The sequence below is a fragment of the Isoptericola haloaureus genome, assembly GCF_036689775.1.
In the GTDB taxonomy this organism is placed as follows: domain Bacteria; phylum Actinomycetota; class Actinomycetes; order Actinomycetales; family Cellulomonadaceae; genus Isoptericola; species Isoptericola haloaureus.
On the sequence record NZ_JBAGLP010000116.1, the window covers coordinates 44,239 to 60,931 of the forward strand.

14 protein-coding genes are annotated in these 16,693 nt (G+C 75.0%); 3 read left to right on the plus strand and 11 right to left on the minus strand.

Features of this window, described 5'->3' with window-relative positions; translation table 11 throughout:
- Nucleotides 1–45: 45 nt before the first annotated feature.
- From V5O49_RS05650 to V5O49_RS05675, 6 genes are all read right to left on the minus strand, one after another.
- Nucleotides 46–489, minus strand: coding sequence for an OsmC family peroxiredoxin (locus V5O49_RS05650; protein ID WP_278235445.1), 444 nt, complete (start codon nucleotides 487–489; stop codon nucleotides 46–48).
- A gap of 55 nt (nucleotides 490–544) precedes the next feature.
- Nucleotides 545–1,981 carry a hypothetical protein gene (locus tag V5O49_RS05655; RefSeq protein ID WP_332901378.1) on the minus strand — a complete coding sequence of 479 codons (1,437 nt, stop codon included), beginning with the start codon at nucleotides 1,979–1,981 and terminating at the stop codon, nucleotides 545–547.
- A gap of 79 nt (nucleotides 1,982–2,060) precedes the next feature.
- Complete coding sequence (locus V5O49_RS05660; RefSeq protein ID WP_332901379.1) at nucleotides 2,061–2,618, minus strand: RNA polymerase sigma factor; 558 nt, start codon at nucleotides 2,616–2,618, stop codon at nucleotides 2,061–2,063.
- A 155-nt stretch (nucleotides 2,619–2,773) separates the two neighbouring features.
- Complete coding sequence (locus V5O49_RS05665) at nucleotides 2,774–4,624, minus strand: glycosyl hydrolase family 18 protein (protein ID WP_332901380.1); 1,851 nt, start codon at nucleotides 4,622–4,624, stop codon at nucleotides 2,774–2,776.
- Between the two features lie 41 nt (nucleotides 4,625–4,665).
- The gene (locus V5O49_RS05670; RefSeq protein ID WP_332901381.1) at nucleotides 4,666–7,251 is read right to left on the minus strand and encodes a glycosyl hydrolase family 18 protein; all 2,586 of its coding nucleotides are present in this window, start codon (nucleotides 7,249–7,251) and stop codon (nucleotides 4,666–4,668) included.
- Between the two features lie 188 nt (nucleotides 7,252–7,439).
- Nucleotides 7,440–9,053 (minus strand): helix-turn-helix transcriptional regulator, encoded by a 1,614-nt coding sequence (locus V5O49_RS05675; RefSeq protein ID WP_332901382.1) that lies wholly within the window; start codon nucleotides 9,051–9,053, stop codon nucleotides 7,440–7,442.
- A 127-nt stretch (nucleotides 9,054–9,180) separates the two neighbouring features.
- On the opposite strand from V5O49_RS05675, the gene V5O49_RS05680 reads away from it, so the two are divergent.
- The gene (locus V5O49_RS05680; protein ID WP_332901383.1) at nucleotides 9,181–11,064 is read left to right on the plus strand and encodes a DUF4012 domain-containing protein; all 1,884 of its coding nucleotides are present in this window, start codon (nucleotides 9,181–9,183) and stop codon (nucleotides 11,062–11,064) included.
- Between the two features lie 108 nt (nucleotides 11,065–11,172).
- Entirely contained in the window at nucleotides 11,173–11,922 is a 750-nt protein-coding gene (locus V5O49_RS05685; protein WP_332901384.1) for an LPXTG cell wall anchor domain-containing protein, read from the plus strand.
- Nucleotides 11,923–11,931: 9 nt separating this feature from the next.
- On the opposite strand, the gene dtd is transcribed toward V5O49_RS05685, so the two are convergent.
- Genes dtd through V5O49_RS05710 form a run of 5 tightly spaced genes read right to left on the minus strand, consistent with a single transcriptional unit; the run spans nucleotide 11,932 to nucleotide 14,434 of the window.
- Nucleotides 11,932–12,357 (minus strand): D-aminoacyl-tRNA deacylase, encoded by a 426-nt coding sequence (dtd, locus tag V5O49_RS05690; protein ID WP_332901385.1) that lies wholly within the window; start codon nucleotides 12,355–12,357, stop codon nucleotides 11,932–11,934.
- Nucleotides 12,354–13,355: an asparaginase gene (locus V5O49_RS05695; RefSeq protein WP_332901386.1), complete on the minus strand. Its 1,002-nt coding sequence runs from the start codon at nucleotides 13,353–13,355 to the stop codon at nucleotides 12,354–12,356. The genes dtd and V5O49_RS05695 overlap by 4 nt, the downstream gene beginning before the upstream one ends.
- A complete protein-coding gene (locus V5O49_RS05700) occupies nucleotides 13,349–13,687 on the minus strand; it encodes a DUF2516 family protein (RefSeq protein ID WP_278235455.1) in 339 nt (112 codons plus the stop codon). Before V5O49_RS05700 ends, V5O49_RS05695 begins: the two co-directional genes overlap by 7 nt.
- A 9-nt stretch (nucleotides 13,688–13,696) precedes the next feature.
- Nucleotides 13,697–14,119, minus strand: coding sequence for a type II toxin-antitoxin system VapC family toxin (locus V5O49_RS05705; protein WP_278235456.1), 423 nt, complete (start codon nucleotides 14,117–14,119; stop codon nucleotides 13,697–13,699).
- Nucleotides 14,120–14,137: 18 nt separating this feature from the next.
- A complete protein-coding gene (locus V5O49_RS05710; protein WP_278235457.1) occupies nucleotides 14,138–14,434 on the minus strand; it encodes a type II toxin-antitoxin system Phd/YefM family antitoxin in 297 nt (98 codons plus the stop codon).
- A 133-nt stretch (nucleotides 14,435–14,567) separates the two neighbouring features.
- Here V5O49_RS05710 and V5O49_RS05715 point away from each other — a divergent pair, with 133 nt between their 5' ends.
- Nucleotides 14,568–16,574 (plus strand): MDR family MFS transporter, encoded by a 2,007-nt coding sequence (locus V5O49_RS05715; RefSeq protein WP_332901387.1) that lies wholly within the window; start codon nucleotides 14,568–14,570, stop codon nucleotides 16,572–16,574.
- Nucleotides 16,575–16,693: the final 119 nt, after the last annotated feature.

The window sequence follows — 16,693 nt, forward strand, 5'->3', positions numbered from 1 at the left end:
GCCCCGACGGTGCGGGACGGGCGCTCGACGGACGGTCTCGGCGGCTCAGTGCTCGTAGTCGAGCTGCAGGACGATCTCGTCGACGGTGCCCAGCGCCTTGGAGACGGGGCAGCCGATCTTCGCGGCCTCGGCCGCCTGGCGGAACGCGGCCTCGTCGAGCCCGGCCGCGAAGCCCTTCACGGTGAGGACGCTGGAGGTGATGCGGTGGCCGCCGTTGGGGTCGTCACCCAGGGACACCTCGGCGGTGACCTCCACCTGCTCGGCCGTGCCGCCGAGCGCGCCGACCTCGGCCGCCAGCGCCATCGAGTAGCAGGACGAGTGCGCGGCGGCGATGAGCTCCTCGGGGCTCGTCACGCCGTCGGCGGACTCGGCGGCGCGCCGCGGGAACGAGACGTCGAACGTCCCGGTGCCCGAGCTGACGAGCTCGACCGTCCCCGAGCCGTCGGTCAGTGAGCCGTTCCACGCGGTGCGTGCGGTACGAGTGGGCATGGAGCCTCCTTCGCGGGTACGTCAGGTCACCGCCGACAGTACCCCGCGAACCGGCTCAGGGAGAGGTCATCGCCAGGGCCTCGTCGGCGACCGCCACCACCGACCAGGTGCTGCCGTCGGCGTCGGTGAGCTCGTAGGCGGGCAGCAGCAGGACGCCCTGGTCGACCGTGTACTCCTGGGCCAGGCCCAGTCGGGCGTCGGTGATCGTCACGTAGCGCACGGGCCAGGGCAGGTCGCTGCCCGACGCCGGCGGGGCGGGCGGCACGGTCGGCTCGCTGCCCGGCTCGACGCCGTCCCCCGGCTCGACGACGTCGGGGGCGGGCAGACGGTCGGTGCTCGGTTCGAGCCCGGAGACGGTGTCGTCGGCGTACGCGATCGGCCAGAGCTGCTGGCCGAACCGGGGGTCGCCGAGGCGGTCGACGGCCTCGGCCGGGCTCACCACGGGGTAGGAGCCCAGCGAGACGGTCCCGGCCAGGAACCCGTCGGCCCAGGCGACGCCGTCGGCGGTGACCGTGGCGCTCCACGTGGCACCGGTGCGCTGCCCCTCGACGACCTGGGACGCCAGGGCACGGCGGGCCGCGCCCTGGGCCTGCGTGGCCTCGATCTCGAAGCCTGCCGGGTCGACCCCGACCTGCTCCATGAGCCCGCGCAGCCGGTCGACGGCCTCGTCGGCGGAGACGTCCCCGCCCCCGGCGGGCTCGCAGGGGGCCGGTTCGATCGCCGGGCCGTCCTCGGCCACGCCCGAGGACGTGGACTCCTCGGGCAGGATCTCGACCTCCTCGCACCGCCACGGGTCCAGGGAGGGGTCCTGGTAGCTGAAGGAGGCGACACCGTCGGCGGCGAGCCACAGGCTCGGACCGCTGCCGTCGCGCGGGCCGACCCCCCACGAGCCGTACTCCCAGCGCGGCGTGCCGTCCACGCCCAGGGCCGCCGCCAGCTCCACCGCGCCGGACTCGGTCGCGACGTCGGCGGCGTCGTAGGCGTACGCCGTGGCGGTGCCCGCCTCGGTGGACAGCCCGTCGTGGCTGAAGGTGGCGCGCCCGCCGAACCCGGGGGCCGGCATGACGGAGGTGCCGACGGCTGCCTCGGGTGCGGGCCCGCTCCCGGACGCGCGCTCCTCGGTCACCGCACCGTCGGCGCCGGCCGACGCACCGGACCCGCCGTCCAACGTGATCGGCGGCAGCGCGCCGCCGTCCTCGGCGACGGGCGCCCCGGAGCCGTCGGCGGAGCCCAGCGCGTACCCCCCGCCGCCGAGCACCACCGCCCCGGCGACGCCGGCGGCGACCAGCCAGCCGGACCGCCGGCGGTCGCGCCGGGCGGCGAGCTCGTCCCGCCCGGCGGACGCCCCTGGGCCGGACGCCCCCTCGGAGGGCTGCTCGGGCCCGTCCCGCAGCGCGTCGGTCTTGGCGCGCAGCACGCCGTGGCGCGTCTCGACGTCGGCGGCCGGGTCGGCCCCCCGCAGCCGGTCGAAGGCCTCGTCTCGCTCGTCCATCACGACCTCCTGACGGTTCGGTGACGCAGCCGGTGGGCGGGTGCGCCCCGGTCTCTGCTCGGACACCCGGTCTGTGTCGTCACGACCGGTTCCCTTGCTCGACGTCGTCCGCCGAGGCGGCGCTCGCCTCGGCCTCCTGCCAGGCCGAGCGCAGCCGGGCCCGAGCGCGCGACAGGGCGGCGTCCGCGCCGCCGCGCGAGACGCCGAGCACCTCGGCGAGCGCGTCCCCGCCCAGCCCGTCCCACGCGACGAGCAGCAGGATGCGGCGGTCGCGCGGGCTCAGACGGCCGAGCACGTCCCGCACGGCGTCGTCGGTGACCGCGAGCGCCGCGGGGTCGACGTCGTCCGGCTCCTCCGGCACCGCCGCGACCGGCGTCGCCCGGTGCTTGCGGCGGTGGTTGGCCAGCACGTACCCGGCGGTGCGGTAGAGCCAGGGCAGCTCGGCGCCGGCCGGGACGTCGTCGCGGCGCCGCCAGGCCGTGGCCAGCACCTCGGCCGCGAGGTCCTCGGCCTCGTCGCGGTGGCCGTCACCGGCCGGCAGCCGGCGCACGAGATACCGGTGCACGGCGCCGGCGTGCGCGGCGAACAGCGCGTCGAACCATGCGGCGTCGTGCTCGGTCGCCTCGTCGGCGCTCACGGGGCCTCCTGCGGTCGTCGTCGGTCGCGGGCCGGCGGCGCGGGTAGCGTCCGCGTGCCGGTCCTACCCGGTGTGTGTCGTCGGCAGGACCAGCCTTGCACGACGCCGGCCCCCGACCTGGTCAGGTCGGGGGCCGGCGTCGTGCGGGTCGGGCGTCAGCAGGTCGCCGGGCCGTCCCACACCTGGGCGGTGCCGGGCTCGGAGCCGGTGGTCCACCACTTCGCGGTCCACTCGGCGCCGTCGTGGCTCACGACGTCCCCGCCGACGTAGACGGCGCCGGTGTCCCAGGCCGCGGCGGTGCAGTCACCGGGCGCGGGCGTCGTCGTCGGCTCCGGGCCGGGCTCACCGCCGTCGCAGGCTCCGCGCTCGACCCACACGTCCGCGGTGCCGGGCTCGGCCCCCTGGGTCCACCACTTCGCCTCCCACTCGCTGCCGCCGTGGGCGACGACGTCGCCGCCGACGTAGACCGCGCCGGCGTCCCACGCCGTGGCCGCGCACTCGCCGGGCTCCGGCGTCGGCTCGGGGCTCGGGGACGTCGTCGGCTCCGGGCTGGGCGAGGTGGTCGGCTCGGGAGTGGGCTCCGGCTGGTCCGGCACGTCCACCGGACCGGCCGCACCCGTGTACAGGCCCGCGGCCAGGGCGTCGACGAGCTCGCCCTCCTCGTCACCGGACAGGTCCCACCACATGCCGCCGCCGAGACCCTGGTCCCGCACGTAGCCGACCTTCTGGGTCACGCTCTGCGGGGTGTCGAGCGACCACCACTGGTTGCCGTCGTAGCGCCAGGCGGCGCCGATCTCGGCGTCGTAGTACTCGGTCCCGAGCGTCTTGAGGACGTCGTAGTCCTCGTTGCCGTCCTCCCACGTGCCGGGGGCCGCGCCGGAGGCCGGGCCCCAGGCGTCCGCGGCCGTGGCGCCCTGCCAGCCGCGGCCGTACATCGCCAGGCCGAGGCCGAGCTGGGCGGGGTCGATCCCGGCCCCGACGTACTCCTGCACCGCCTGGTGCACGGAGAACTGCCGGCTGGGCTCGCGCGGGTCGGCGGGGTCGTCGTACAGGTTGCCCTGGTGCCCGGTCAGCGCCGGGTCCCAGGCGCCGTGCAGGTCGTAGCCCTGGACGTTGCCGAAGTCGAGGGAGTCGAAGTTCCGCGGGTCGTTCCACCCGCCGGCGGCGATGTCGGCCGGGTTCGCCGGGAGGAACGCCGAGAGCAGGTAGTCCTCGCCGGTCTCGGCGCCGAGGGCGTCGAGCTGGGCGCGGAACTCGGCCAGCAGCAGCCGGAAGTTCTCCGCGTCGTTCTCGACGTCGACGTGGTTGCCCTCCAGCCCGTTGAACGAGCCGGGCCACTCCCAGTCGATGTCGATGCCGTCGAACACCCCGGCCGCGGCCCCGGGACCGCCGCGCCCGTCGATGACGGGCAGGTTGCCCTCGATGTACAGGTCGAGGCAGGAGGCCACGAACTTCTGCCGGGACTCCGCCGTGGCGGCGGCCCTCGAGAAGTTCTTCGACCAGGTCCACCCGCCCAGCGAGATCATCACCTTGAGCTGGGGGTGCTTCTCCTTGAGCTGCTTGAGCTGGTTGAACGACCCGGCCAACGGCTGGTCCCAGGCGTCGGCCTCGCCGGAGACGCTCTCGGCGGCGGAGTAGCTCTTGCCGTAGTCGGCGTAGGCGTCGCCGGCGCCGTCGGACCCGTTCGGGCCGGTGCCCTGGGCCTTGTTCGCCTCGAAGCACTCGAGGGTCTCGTGGTGGATGTTGCCGAAGGCGTAGTTGATGTGGGTCAGGTCCGCCGCGACGCCGGAGGTGTCGAGGTCCTTGACGTGGAAGTCGCGTCCGTAGACGCCCCACTGCGTGAAGTACCCGACGTTGCGGTACCCGTTGATGGCGCTGTCGCCGGAGGAGGTCTCGGCGGCCGTCGCGCTCGTGGCGGCGACGGCGCCGACGGCCCCCGTCAGCGCGACGGCGAGTCCGGTCAGGGCGGCCGCGACCCGGCGCGCCCCTGGTCGTGATCCGGTCATGGTGCTGTCCTTCCTGTGGATGGTCGGTGCGTCGTGCACGGTCAGCAGGTGCCCTCGTCGGCCCAGGCGTCGGCGCTCGCCGTGGGCTCAGCCTGGGTCCACCACGTCGCGGTCCAGGCGTGGCCCGCGTGGGTGACGGCGTCGCCGCCGGTGTAGGTGCCGCCGGTCTGCCAGGCCGGTGCCTCGCAGGCGGTGCCGTCCGCCGGACCGCCGCCGTCGCCCCCGGACCCGTCGGAGCCGGCGGGCAGGTCGACGACGGTCGCGCCGCGCGGCTGGTCGTAGGTGGTCGCGTAGTCGACGCCGTCGACCGTGACGAGCACGTTGGAGAACTGCGCGATCGGCAGCGTCCACGTCAGGTTGTTGGTGATCGACCCACCGGCGGGGATGCCGCCGGTCGGCACCGTGAACTCCGCGTCGTGGAAGTCCCCGGTCAGCCCGCCGACGTTGTCGCCGGTGTGGCCCTGCCGCGTGGTGGTCGTGCCGAACCCGGACCAGTCGCTCATCTCGCCGAGGTCGCTGGTGCCGTACTGGAACGAGATCGTGGCGCCGGCGGGGATGTCCGTGGCTCCGTGGTTGGTGAGCACGACCTTCGGGGCGATCGGGTAGTTGTTGTCCCCCAGGGCGAACTCGGTGTAGTCGATGCTCACGTCGAGCGCCCGGTCCGGCATCGGCCGGTCGGCGTTCGCCTTGGTCGCCCCGTACGGCGTGGTCCCCGAGAGCTTCGTGTGCATCAGGTCGACCAGGGTGGAGCCGATCCCGTACTGCCCGGCGGCCTCGTCGTAGCCGTAGTCGCCGGCGAGCTCCCAGATCATCATGCCGCCGAGGCCGGAGTCGACGACGTAGTCGGCCTTCTGGCCGATCGCCCAGGTGGTGTCGCCCGACAGGTAGGTCCGGGTGGTCTCGTTCCACCACCACTCGTTCTTGGTGACCTCGTCGACGTGGCGGGTGTAGGTGCCCTCGATCGTGGTCGGCACGCCGAAGGACGAGGCGTAGTCGCCGACGACGCCGTCGGCGAGATTGAGCGCGTGCCAGATCGGGTTCACCCCGGCCGGGATCGGCTCACCCGTCTCGGGGTCGAGGTCGTGCCACAGGTTGTCGATGCCGTCGGCGCCGTACCCGCACGAGCCGTTGGTGCCCGCCGGGCAGTCGAAGCCCGCCGGTGCCGGGGCCGTGCCGCCGTCGCCGTGGGTGCCGCCCTGCACGTCCTGGAACCCGCGGGTGTAGAAGCCCACGCCCAGGTTGATGCGGCCGGACTGCATCGCGCCGCGGAAGTAGTGCGCGGCCCAGTCGCCGTTGAGGTAGCCGATGCCGTCGTAGGCGGTGTAGACGCCACCGGCGGCCAGCTCGGGGTCGTCCCCGCCGTCGAACAGCGGGGAGTTGCCGCCCACGTACTCGTTCCACGCCCCGTGCAGGTCGTAGGACATCAGGTTGACGTAGTCGAGGTACTGGACGACCTGGTGGGCCTCCATGCCGCGCAGCAGCCAGCCGGAGGACGGCGAGGCGGTCGTGAGCAGGTAGTACTCGCCGTCCTCGGCGCCGGCGACGTCGAGCTTCTCGCGCAGCGTGCGCATCAGGTCGACGTAGCCGGCGAACAGCTCGCCGCGGCGCGCGTCGGAGAACGCGAAGTCGTCGGGGTTGCCGGCCTGGTTGTTCGAGGTCGGGTACTCGTAGTCGATGTCGATGCCGTCGAACCCGTACTCCCGGACGAAGTCGACGACGGAGTCGGCGAAGGTGTCGATGCCCTCCTGCGTCTCGGTCATCGTGTAGAAGCCGCCCGAGGCGACCCGGTTGCCGTCACCGTCGAAGTAGCCGCCGGTCTCCGCCCAGCCGCCGACGGCGGGGATCACCTTGACGCCCGGGTTGGCGGTCTTGTACTGGGCGAGCTGGTTGAAGTGCCCGGTGTACGGCAGGGCCGGGTCCATCTCCTGGTCGGGCCAGGTGGCGTCCGTGGCCGGGTTGCCCGGCACGTCCTCGTTGACCGACACCTTGTTGTCCGGCCCGACGTGGGCGAACGCGTAGTTGACGTGCGAGATCTTGTCCCAGGGGATGTCGCTCGCGAAGTAGCTGGGCTGGTCGTTCGCGCCGGTGCGCCAGCTCGTGAAGTAGCCGATGACGCGGCGGTCGAGCCCGTTCGGCAGGATCTCACGTCCGTCGGCGTCGTAGACGTCGCAGTACGGCGTCTCCACGCCCGCCGTCGGCTTCATGCCGTCGGGACGGCAGACGTCGTCCGGGTTCGTCGACAGCGGTTCGCCGGGGTCCGCCGTCGGTTCCGGGGTCGGCTCGGGGCTGGGCTCCTCGGTGGGCTCCGGCGTCGGCTCCGGCGTCGGTTCCGGCGTCGGCTCGGGGTCCGGATCCGTCGTGCCGCAGGAGCCGTCGCTGGTCCAGGGCCCCCACGCGGCGGACCCGGGCTCCTCGCCCTGGGTCCACCAGCCGGCGGTCCAGTTCTGGCCGTCGAACGAGGCGACGTCGCCGCCGGTGTAGACGGCCTCGGCCGCCCAGGGGGTCGCGCACTCGACGGCGGCGCTCGCCGTCTGGGCGGTCGCGGCCGCCACGAGGGTCGTCGCCGCCAGGGCGACCGCGGCGGTCGCGGCGCCGAGTCGGCGCCGCGCCGGGTGAGGTGCTCGCATGGGATCTCCTGCTCCTGTCGTCGGGGACGCCACCGCCGGCACCGGCCGGCAGACCCGCCCGGCCGTTCGTCGGTGAACGCCGCTCCCCAGAAAAGTAAGGGAACCTGCTTTTCTGGGGATCAGGGATCTCCACACACTTGGCCGGAGGGACCGCGACCACGCCGTACGGGTGAACCCGTACCGCGACGTCAGTCCGCGGGGCGCAGCGCGCGGACCAGCAGCTCGGACCGCGAGGAGACGCCGAGCTTGCGGAACACCCGCCCCAGGTGGACCTCGACCGTCCGCACGGAGACGGAGAGCTCGTCCGACACCTGCCGGTTGCTGCGGCCCCGGGCCACGGCGGCGACGACCTGGAGCTCACGCGGGGTGAGCGCCGACGACCAGGCCGCCGGCAGCCCGGCCGGGCCCTCCTGACCGCTCTCGTCGGCGCGGGGCGCCGGTGTCGCAGCCAGCGCGAGCGCCGACCCCGACAGCGGGACCACGCCCGGCAGCAGGGCCGTGACCGCCCCCGCCGCGACGGACCGCTCGGGCCCCCAGCGCTGCCACGCCGCAGCCGGCGCACCTCCGCGGGCGCCCGGCTCGGCACCCAGGTGGGCGGTCAGGTCGGCCACGAGGCCGCCCACCACGTGCGACACCGGCAGCCGCGCGACCGCGTCCGAGAGCACCTCGGCCGCGACACCGCGTTCGCCCGTGCACACGAGCACCAGGGCCTGGACCACGCGCAGGTGCGCCTCGGCCAGCGGCGTGAGCGCGCCGGCGACCACCGGCCAGGGGCCGGGTCGGCGGACCGTCGGCACGGCCCCGACGACGGCCCGGGCCAGCGCGGCGTCGGCGGCCGCGGGGTCGCCGTCCAGCAGGTGCAGGGCGTCGACCGCCGACGCCAGCGCGGCCCGGTCGGACGGCGTCGCCGCCAGGGCCCCCACCGGCACGACCAGGCGGGACAGGACCGCACCGGCGCCGCCCGGAGCGTGCGCGGCGGTCGACCCGTCGGGGGACCCCCGACGGAGCCCCAGGGTCGGCGCCAGCAGCGCGTCCGCCGCACCGGCCACTTCGGGCACCTTGCACCCCGCCGCCCGCCGGAGCCACCGCTCGGCGTCGTCGAGGTGCCCGCTCCACAGGGCGCTCCGGCCGGACAGCAGGAAGGCGCGGGCCCGCCGGACGCCGGTGGCATGACTGATCGCCTCCCGGGCGACGAGGTGCGCCGACTCCGCGTCCCCGCGGGACAGCAGCAGGTCCGCCAGCTCCAGCAGGCCGTCCGCGAGCAGCTCGTCGCCGGACAGGGTGCTCGCCGCCGTGTGCCAGAGCGCGCTCGCCGCGTCCCCGACCCGCCGCGCCGAGCGGGCGAGCGCGGCGTGCAGACCGGACCGCTCGGAGAGCGCGGTGCCGGCATGCAGCGCGGCACGCACCCCGACGTCGCGCAGGGTCGCACGCCCGTCGCGCACGGCGAGCAGCTCGCGCACCACCGGTCGGGCGAGGACGGCCGCGTCCGCCGCCGCGGCCTGCAGGACGACCTCGGCACGCTCGGTCACCGCCAGCGCGGCGCAGACCATCACGCGCCGCTCCTCCGGCGCGAGGACGGCGACCGGCACGCGGGACTGCACGGCGGGCACCGCGGGCAGCGGATCGGGCAGCAGCGCACCGCCGTCGAGATGCACCGGTCGCAGCACGGCGGCGAGCTGGTCGACGACGCGGGGGTCGCCCGGCGCCGCCCGCTCGAGCCGCGACACGACCGACGGCGCGACGACGGCGCGCGCACGGTCGCTGCCTCCCACGGCAGGATCGGCCGGTCCCAGGGACGTCATCGTCAACCTCCCGGTGAACCGCAGGATCGATGCAGGTCACGAGTTTGTCAGGTCTCCGGATGATATCGCGCCCGATTCACCCGCCCCTGCCCGCCCGGGGTGTGGCGGGCCGACGTACTGTTTCTGCATGGCTCGCCCGACCGACGCCGAGACGTCGCGCGCGACACCGCCGGCGCCCCGCCGGCGCCGCCCCGTGCGCTGGGTGCTGCTCGGCATCGCCGCGCTCGTCGCCGTCGTCGTCGCGTGCACCGCACTGCTGGCGCGCGACGCCCTCACGGCCCGGGACGCGCTGGAGGAGGCCGCGCTCATCGTCCCGGAGGTCGAGCAGTCCCTGCGCGCCGGCCTCACCGACGTCGCCGACGACGACGGCGGCTCCCTGACCGACACGCCCGCACTCGCCGAGCTCCAGGAGCAGACCGGCACCGCCCGCGAGGCGACCGACGGCCCGCTGTGGCGGGTCGCCGCCCTCCTCCCGGTCGTCGGCGCGTCCGTGGACGCCGCCACGACCGTCTCCGCGGTCCTGGACCAGGTCGCCGAGGTGGCGCTGCCCGCGCTCGCGACGGCCGGGGACGCCGTCGCCCGCACCGGCCGCGACGACGACGGCAGCATCGACCTGCAGCCGCTCGCCGCCTCCGCCGAGGACGTCGGCACCGCCCGCGCGGTGATCGCCGACGCCCACGCCGAGCTCGCCGGCATCGACACCACCGCGCTCCAGTCCCAGTTCGTGGGGCCCGTGACCCTGCTCGAGGACCAGCTGGCCCGGCTGGACGAGCTGCTCGGCGGCGCCGAACGGGCCGCCGCCCTGCTCCCCCCGATGCTCGGCGCGGACGAGCCCCGCCGCTACCTGCTGCTGGGCCTGAACAACGCCGAGCTGCGCGCCGGGGGCGGCATCGTCGGCTCCCTGACGCTGCTGGAGGCCGACGGCGGCCGCGTCGACGTCGTCCGCCAGGCCTCGAGCGGGGACGTGGGACCGTTCGCCGAACCCGTGGTGCCCCTCGACCCCGAGGTCGAGGCCGCGTACACGACCCGCGTGGGCCGGTTCGTGCAGGACGTCACGCTCACCCCGGACTTCCCCACGTCCGCCCGCATCGCCGCGGCGATGTGGGAGCAGGACCACGGCCCCGTCGACGGCGTGCTCGCCACGGACCCCGTCGCGCTGTCCCGGCTGCTGGAGGTCACCGGCCCCGTCACCGTCGAGGTCCCGGCGGACATCGCCGACGCCATCGGCACCGAGAGGGTCGAGATCACCGCCGAGACCGTCGTCGACCTCCTCCTGCGCCGCGCCTACGACGCGCTCGACGGCGAGGGGGCGGACGACTTCTTCGCGATCGTCGCCAGCACCGTCTTCGCCCGGCTGTCCACCACCGACGTCTCGCCCGTGGACGCCCTGCCCGCGCTGCAGCACGCCGCGCAGTCGCACCGGCTGCTCGTGTGGTCGGCCCGCGAGGACGAGCAGGCCCTGATCGACGGCACTCTCCTGTCCGGCGGGTTCAGCGCCGACCGTGCCGCGGACGCGACCGGGATGTTCCTCGACGACACCGTCCTGGGCAAGCTCTCGTCCCACCTCGAGACGACGGTCGAGCACACCGGGTCGGTCTGCACCGACGAGGGGCGGACGGACACCGTGACCCTGCGGTTGGCCAACACCCTGGACGAGGAGCGCGCCCGCGACCTGCCGTTCTACGTCGCCGGGCCGGTCGGCGCCCCGGACCGCGGGACGATGTCGCTCAACCTCACGGCGTACGGCGCGCGCGACGGGGACGTGCCGGAGCTGACGCGCGACGACGACGTGGTCGGCGGCTCGTCGCTGGTCGTGCAGGGACGGCCACGCGTCGCGGTCAACGTCAGGCTGGCACCCGGGGAGTCGACGGAGGTGACCATGACCACGCGCGCCCCGGCCGCCGTCGCCCGGGGCGGCGGAGCGCCGGCACCGGGCACGCGGGAGCTCTGGACCACTCCGACCGTCGGGACGCCCGGGCTGCACGTCGCCGAGGTCCCGGTCTGCGGGTGAAGTTCGTGCCGTCGTGAGGTTTCACCCCGTGCTGCTTCACCGTGCGACGGCACATGTGCCTAGCGTGATGACGAGTGGTCCGGGACGCGCGACGAGGAGGCGAGTCCGATGAGAGCTCGACGACCTGTGGGACGAGTGCTGGGGACGGCAGCGTTCGGCGTCGCCCTCCTGCTGCCCGGCGCGGCTATCGCCACCGCCGACGTCGACGACGACGTCCGCGTGATCGCCGACGTCGAGGACGACGTCAGCCCGAGCCCCGGACCGAGCGACGACGGGTACGGGCCGCCGCCGGAGCCGTCGTTGACGGTCGAGGTGCTGAGCCCGATCTGCGACGGCGACGTGCCGTACCTCGTGTACGAGGTCACCACCGAAGGGGTCGAGCCGCCGCCCTCGGACGTGCGGATCGTCTGGGTGAACCCCGGCGGGGAGGACGTCGTGCAGAGCGAGCTCCCGCTGTCCGGGCGCGTGCTGTGGCCGGGAGCCGTCGTGGACGGCTCCGGCAACGCCGTCGACTGGCCCGGCTGGCGCCTGGTCGACGGGGAGTGGGTGGTCGGCGACGAGTTCGACTGGGTCCGACCCAGCGTGCAGGTGACGTTCGAGGTGAACCCGACGGTCACCACGACGGTCGCCTACCCGCCGTCGACGCCGAGCTGCTCCACCGACCCGCCGCCCGGGGAGCCGCCGACCACCGAGCCCCCCGCGAGCGAGCCCCCCGCCGAGGCAGCACCTCCGCCCGACGGCGACACGCCGATCCTGCCCGTGACCGGGCCGCAGCTCACCGGGTTGATCGTCCTGGCCCTCGGCCTCGTCGCCGGCGGTGCCGCCATCGTCGTCGTCCGCCGGCGCCGGGCCGGGTGACGCCGGCGCTCAGGTCTCCAGCAGGAGGGTCACCGGGCCGTCGTTGACGAGCTCGACCGCCATGTCGGCGCCGAAGGCGCCGGTGGCGACCTCCAGCCCCCGCTCGCGCAGGTGCGCCACGACGGCGTCGACGAGCGGCTCCGCGACGGGGCCGGGTGCGGCCGCCTGCCAGGTCGGCCGCCTCCCCTTGCGCGCGTCGCCGTACAACGTGAACTGGCTGACCACCAGCACCGGCGCTCCCTCGTCCGCCGCGGAGCGCTCGCCGCGCAGGATCCGCAGGTCGGCGATCTTGCGGGCGATCGTCGCCGCGTCGCCCGCCCCGTCCTCGTGGGTCACGCCCACGAGCGCGACCAGGCCCGGCCGGTCGATCGCCCCGACGACCTCGCCGTCGACGGTGACGCTCGCCCGTGTCGCCCGCTGGACCACGGCCCTCACGAGGCCGCCTCCGCCGGGACGGCCACGGTGGCGCGGACCTCGCCGACCGGTGCACCACCGCCGAGCACGGGCGTGGCGCCCAGCGCGTCCAGCGCCGCCTCGTCGGCGCCCGGCACGTCGAGCGCACCGGCGACCCGCAGGGCCGCGGACAGCACGGCGGGACGGGGCCGCGAGGCCCCGTCGAGGATCTTGAACGCCAGCGCGGCGCCACCCGGCAGCCCGGCGGCGTACACGCCGTCGGCCCCGTCCTTGGCGACGAGCCCCGGCACCGCGCGCATCGCGAGGGTGGCGTCGCGCCGCTCCCCGGCGACCAGCCCGGGGTGGGCCGACATCGCGGCGGCCACCCGCTGCGCGGGGCTGCCGACCGGCGCAGCGGCCAGACGGCCGAACGACCGCGCCAGACCCACGAGCGTGGTGGAGAACAACGGCGCCCCGCACCCGTCCACGGTCCGGTGCCGGGCCGCGCCGGGGCCGGCCAGCTCGACGACGGCGGCCTGCACCTGCTGCTGCAGCGGGTGGTCGGCCGCCAGGTACCCCGCGACGGGCCAGCCGGCGACGCGGCAGGTCGCCACCATCGCGGCGTGCTTGCCGGAGCAGTTCTGCGTGAGCCGGTCCGGACCGTGCCCGGCGGCCTGCCACGTCGCTGCCGTGGCAGGGTCCAGCGGCAGGTCCGGCGTGTTCTCCAGCGACTCCTCGGTCAGGCCGGCCCCGGCCAGGACCTGGCGGGCCACCTCGACGTGCCGGGGGGTCCCGTCGTGGCTGGCGGCCGCGAGCGCGAGCTGCTCGGGCGGGAGCTCCAGCCCGGCGCGCAGCATCGCCAGCGCCTGGACCGGCTTCAGCGACGACCGCGGCCAGATCTCGACGTCGGGGTCACCGGCCGCGAGGACGACCGCACCGTCCGGGTCCAGCACGACGAGGTGGCCCAGGTGCACCGACTCCACGAGGTCGCCGCGCACGACCTCCGCCAGGGGGACGGCTCCGCGCGCGACGTTCACCACCCGTTCGACCCCTGCGACCGGCCGGAGCCGCGGCCGGTGCCGTACGGCTTCAGCCGCGGCCGGACGTCGACGAGGTAGACGATGGCGGCGACCACCGCGACGATGCTGAGGAACCCCAGGGAGCTGATCGCGCCGCCGGACGTGGGCAGCGCCAGGAAACCGAGCGCCGTGGCGACACCCAGGATGATCAGCCAGATCGGCTTGGACAGCTTGCCCTCGGCGGTGTACGCGTGAGCGGGCCGTCGCACCGCGTCGACGAGGGCGAAGACCTCGATGACGAAGATGACGACCGCCAGGATGACGAAGACGTAGAACTGCAGGCTCGCGATCACGGGCCCAGGCTACGGCAGCACGTGCAGTCCGTGGCTCCGCGCGGCGGCGGCCACCCGGTCGTCCCAGGCGGCGACCAGACCGCCGTCCCGGGTCACGGCGATCGCGCCGGCGACGTGCACGGCGTCGCCGCCGCGCAGGGGTGCGGGCCCGGCCGCCAGCACGGCGGCCTGCTCGGCCAGCTCCTCGGTGAGCTCCACCCGGTGCAGGGCGGGCCACAGCTCCTCCCACCGGGCGACCGCCTCCTCGTGCGCGGCGGCGTCGAGCACGCCGGCACGCAGGCCGGCCGCCAGCGTCGCGCGGAGCTCCACGTCCGCCAGCCGCGAGGTGACCACGAGGTCGGCACGGTTCCACAGCGCGCTGGCCAGCTCGGAGCCGGCCTCGGGGACGCAGAGCTTCACCAGGGCGCTGGCGTCGAAGTAGACGAGGGCCATCGCGGTCTCCCGTCCCGGTCAGCGCCGGATGCGGCGGACGAGACCCGACAGACCGGACCCGGAGGCGGCTCGGGACGAGCCGTTGCCCGCCCCGGCCGGTTCCGCCGTCGTCGGCACCTGGTGCTCGGGACGCGGCTGGTCCGCCGGGGAGACCAGCCCGTCGCGCACGAGCTGCGTGACCAGGTCGGCGCTCTGCACCCCGCTGAGGCGGGCGACGGGAACGCCACGCTCGGTGATGATGACCTCCTCGCCGGCGCGGGCCTTCTCGATCCACGACTTGAGCTCGGCGCGCAGCGTGCTCACGGGGACGTCCATGAGCGACGACGCTACCGCAGTCCGGCCCGTCGGAGGTAGGTCGGCGCCCCTGGACCTGCTCGTGCCGCTCCCCGCGCGCCCCGCCGGCGCGCGTGGCAGGCTGCCGACGAGGCGACCCAGGGAGGGCGACCCGGTGACGACCGCACGGACCGACGACCCACCGGTGCTGCCCTCGTCGAGGGTCTGGGCGGTCTTCGGCGGGCTCATGCTCGCGATGCTGCTCGCGGCGCTCGACCAGACGATCGTGGCCACCGCCCTGCCGACGATCGTCAGCGACCTCGGCGGCGCCGAGCACCTGTCCTGGGTCGTGACGGCCTACATGCTCGCCACCACCGCGACCACGGTGCTGTGGGGCAAGCTCGGCGACCTGTTCGGTCGCAAGGTGCTGTTCCTGGTGTGCATCGGCATCTTCCTCGGCGGATCCATGCTGTGCGGGACCTCGGGGTCGATGGGCGAGCTCATCGCCTGGCGCGCGCTGCAGGGCGTGGGCGGCGGCGGTCTGATGGTGCTGAGCCAGGCGATCATCGGCGACGTGGTCTCCCCGCGCGAGCGCGGGCGCTACCAGGGCCTGTTCGGCGCCGTGTTCGGCGTCGCCTCGGTGGCCGGCCCGCTGCTGGGCGGCTGGTTCGTCGACAACCTGTCGTGGCAGTGGGTGTTCTACGTCAACGTGCCGATCGGGGTCGTCGCGCTGGTCGTGGTGGCCGTCGTGCTGCCGCCCATCACGCCGCGGGCGCGGCCGCGGATCGACTACGCGGGCATCGTGCTGCTCGCCACGGTGTCGACGGCGATCGTGCTCGTCACCAGCCTGGGCGGGACCGCCTGGGGCTGGGGCTCGCCGCAGGTCCTGCTCACCGGCGCGGTCGCCGTCGTCGGGATCGTCGCGTTCGTGCTCGTCGAGCGGCGCGCCGCCGAGCCCGTGCTGCCGCTGCGCCTGTTCACGAACCGGGTGTTCTCGGTCGCTGCTGTGGTCGGCTTCGTCGTCGGGTTCGCGATGTTCGGCGCCATCACGTACCTGCCGCTGTACCTGCAGACCGTCAAGGGATCCTCCCCGACCGTGTCGGGGCTGGAGATGACCCCGATGATGCTCGGGATGCTGCTGACCTCGATCGGCTCCGGCCAGCTCATCACCCGCACCGGCCGGTACAAGGTGTTCCCGGTCGTGGGTACGGCCGTGACCGCCGTCGGGCTGTTCCTGCTGTCGCTGATGGACCGCACGACCACGACCACGCAGGCCGGCCTGAGCATGTTCGTGCTCGGCACGGGGCTCGGCATGGTCACGCAGGTGCTGGTCATCGCCGTGCAGAACGCCGTCGCCTACCGCGACCTCGGCACCGCCACGTCCGGTGCCACGTACTTCCGCACGATCGGGTCCGCCGTGGGCGTCGCCGTCTTCGGCACCGTCTTCGCCAACCGTCTCGCCGCCAACCTCACCGCCGCTCCCCCGGCGGGCGCCACCGGGCCGTGCGGGCCGGCGACCCTGGAGTCGTCGGTGGAGACCCTGGCCCAGTGCCCGCCGCCGGTGCAGGAGTGGTTCCTCGACGGCTACACCGACACCCTGCAGACGGTCTTCGCGTGGGCGGTGCCGGTCGCCGTCGTCGCCTTCGCCCTGTCCTGGCTGCTGCCCCAGGTGGAGCTGCGCACCGCCACCCGCGAGGCGGACCTGACGGACGTCGCCGGGCAGGCCGCGGGGGACGCCTTCGCGCTCCCGGCCGCGCGCACCTCGCTGGAGGAGCTGCGCATGATCCTGTGGCGGCGGGTGGGGGTGCGCGACCCGCTGCGGGTCTACGCCGTCACGGCCGCCGACGCCGACCTCTCGCCCGAGGAGGCGTGGATGGTCACCCGCGTCTCCCTGAAGCGCCGCCGCGCGGTCTCCGTCATGGCCGAGCGCAGCGGGGCGTCCGTCGCCACCGTGCGGCACGTCGCCACGGGGCTCGCCGCCCGCGGCCTGCTGCGGTTCGACGGGGACACCGTCGTGGCCACGGACCAGACGGACCTCGCGGCGGAGGTGCTGCGCGAGAGCGAGCGGCGCCGGCTGCAGCAGATCGTGCGGGAGTGGCACGACCACGAGCCGGACGTCGAGGAGATCGCCGCCGAGGTCGAGTCGATCCTGTTCCACCAGGCGGCCGACCCGGCCCCCTGATCCCCGGGACCGCCGCACCACCGCCTCGCCGCACCACCGCCTCGCCGCCCCGTTGTGGGCATGAAATCTGCAGCCTCGGCGCGCGTCCGGCTGCAGATTTCACGCCCACAGCGGCGTCG

Bases quoted from the DNA above. Each gene is read 5' to 3' on its own strand.
- V5O49_RS05650 (WP_278235445.1), bottom strand. From the start codon at position 489: ATGCCCACTCGTACCGCACGCACCGCGTGGAACGGCTCACTGACCGAC.
- V5O49_RS05655 (WP_332901378.1), bottom strand. From the start codon at position 1,981: ATGGACGAGCGAGACGAGGCCTTCGACCGGCTGCGGGGGGCCGACCCG.
- V5O49_RS05665 (WP_332901380.1), bottom strand. From the start codon at position 4,624: ATGACCGGATCACGACCAGGGGCGCGCCGGGTCGCGGCCGCCCTGACC.
- V5O49_RS05670 (WP_332901381.1), bottom strand. From the start codon at position 7,251: ATGCGAGCACCTCACCCGGCGCGGCGCCGACTCGGCGCCGCGACCGCC.
- V5O49_RS05675 (WP_332901382.1), bottom strand. From the start codon at position 9,053: ATGACGTCCCTGGGACCGGCCGATCCTGCCGTGGGAGGCAGCGACCGT.
- V5O49_RS05680 (WP_332901383.1), top strand. From the start codon at position 9,181: ATGGCTCGCCCGACCGACGCCGAGACGTCGCGCGCGACACCGCCGGCG.
- V5O49_RS05685 (WP_332901384.1), top strand. From the start codon at position 11,173: ATGAGAGCTCGACGACCTGTGGGACGAGTGCTGGGGACGGCAGCGTTC.
- V5O49_RS05705 (WP_278235456.1), bottom strand. From the start codon at position 14,119: ATGGCCCTCGTCTACTTCGACGCCAGCGCCCTGGTGAAGCTCTGCGTC.
- V5O49_RS05710 (WP_278235457.1), bottom strand. From the start codon at position 14,434: ATGGACGTCCCCGTGAGCACGCTGCGCGCCGAGCTCAAGTCGTGGATC.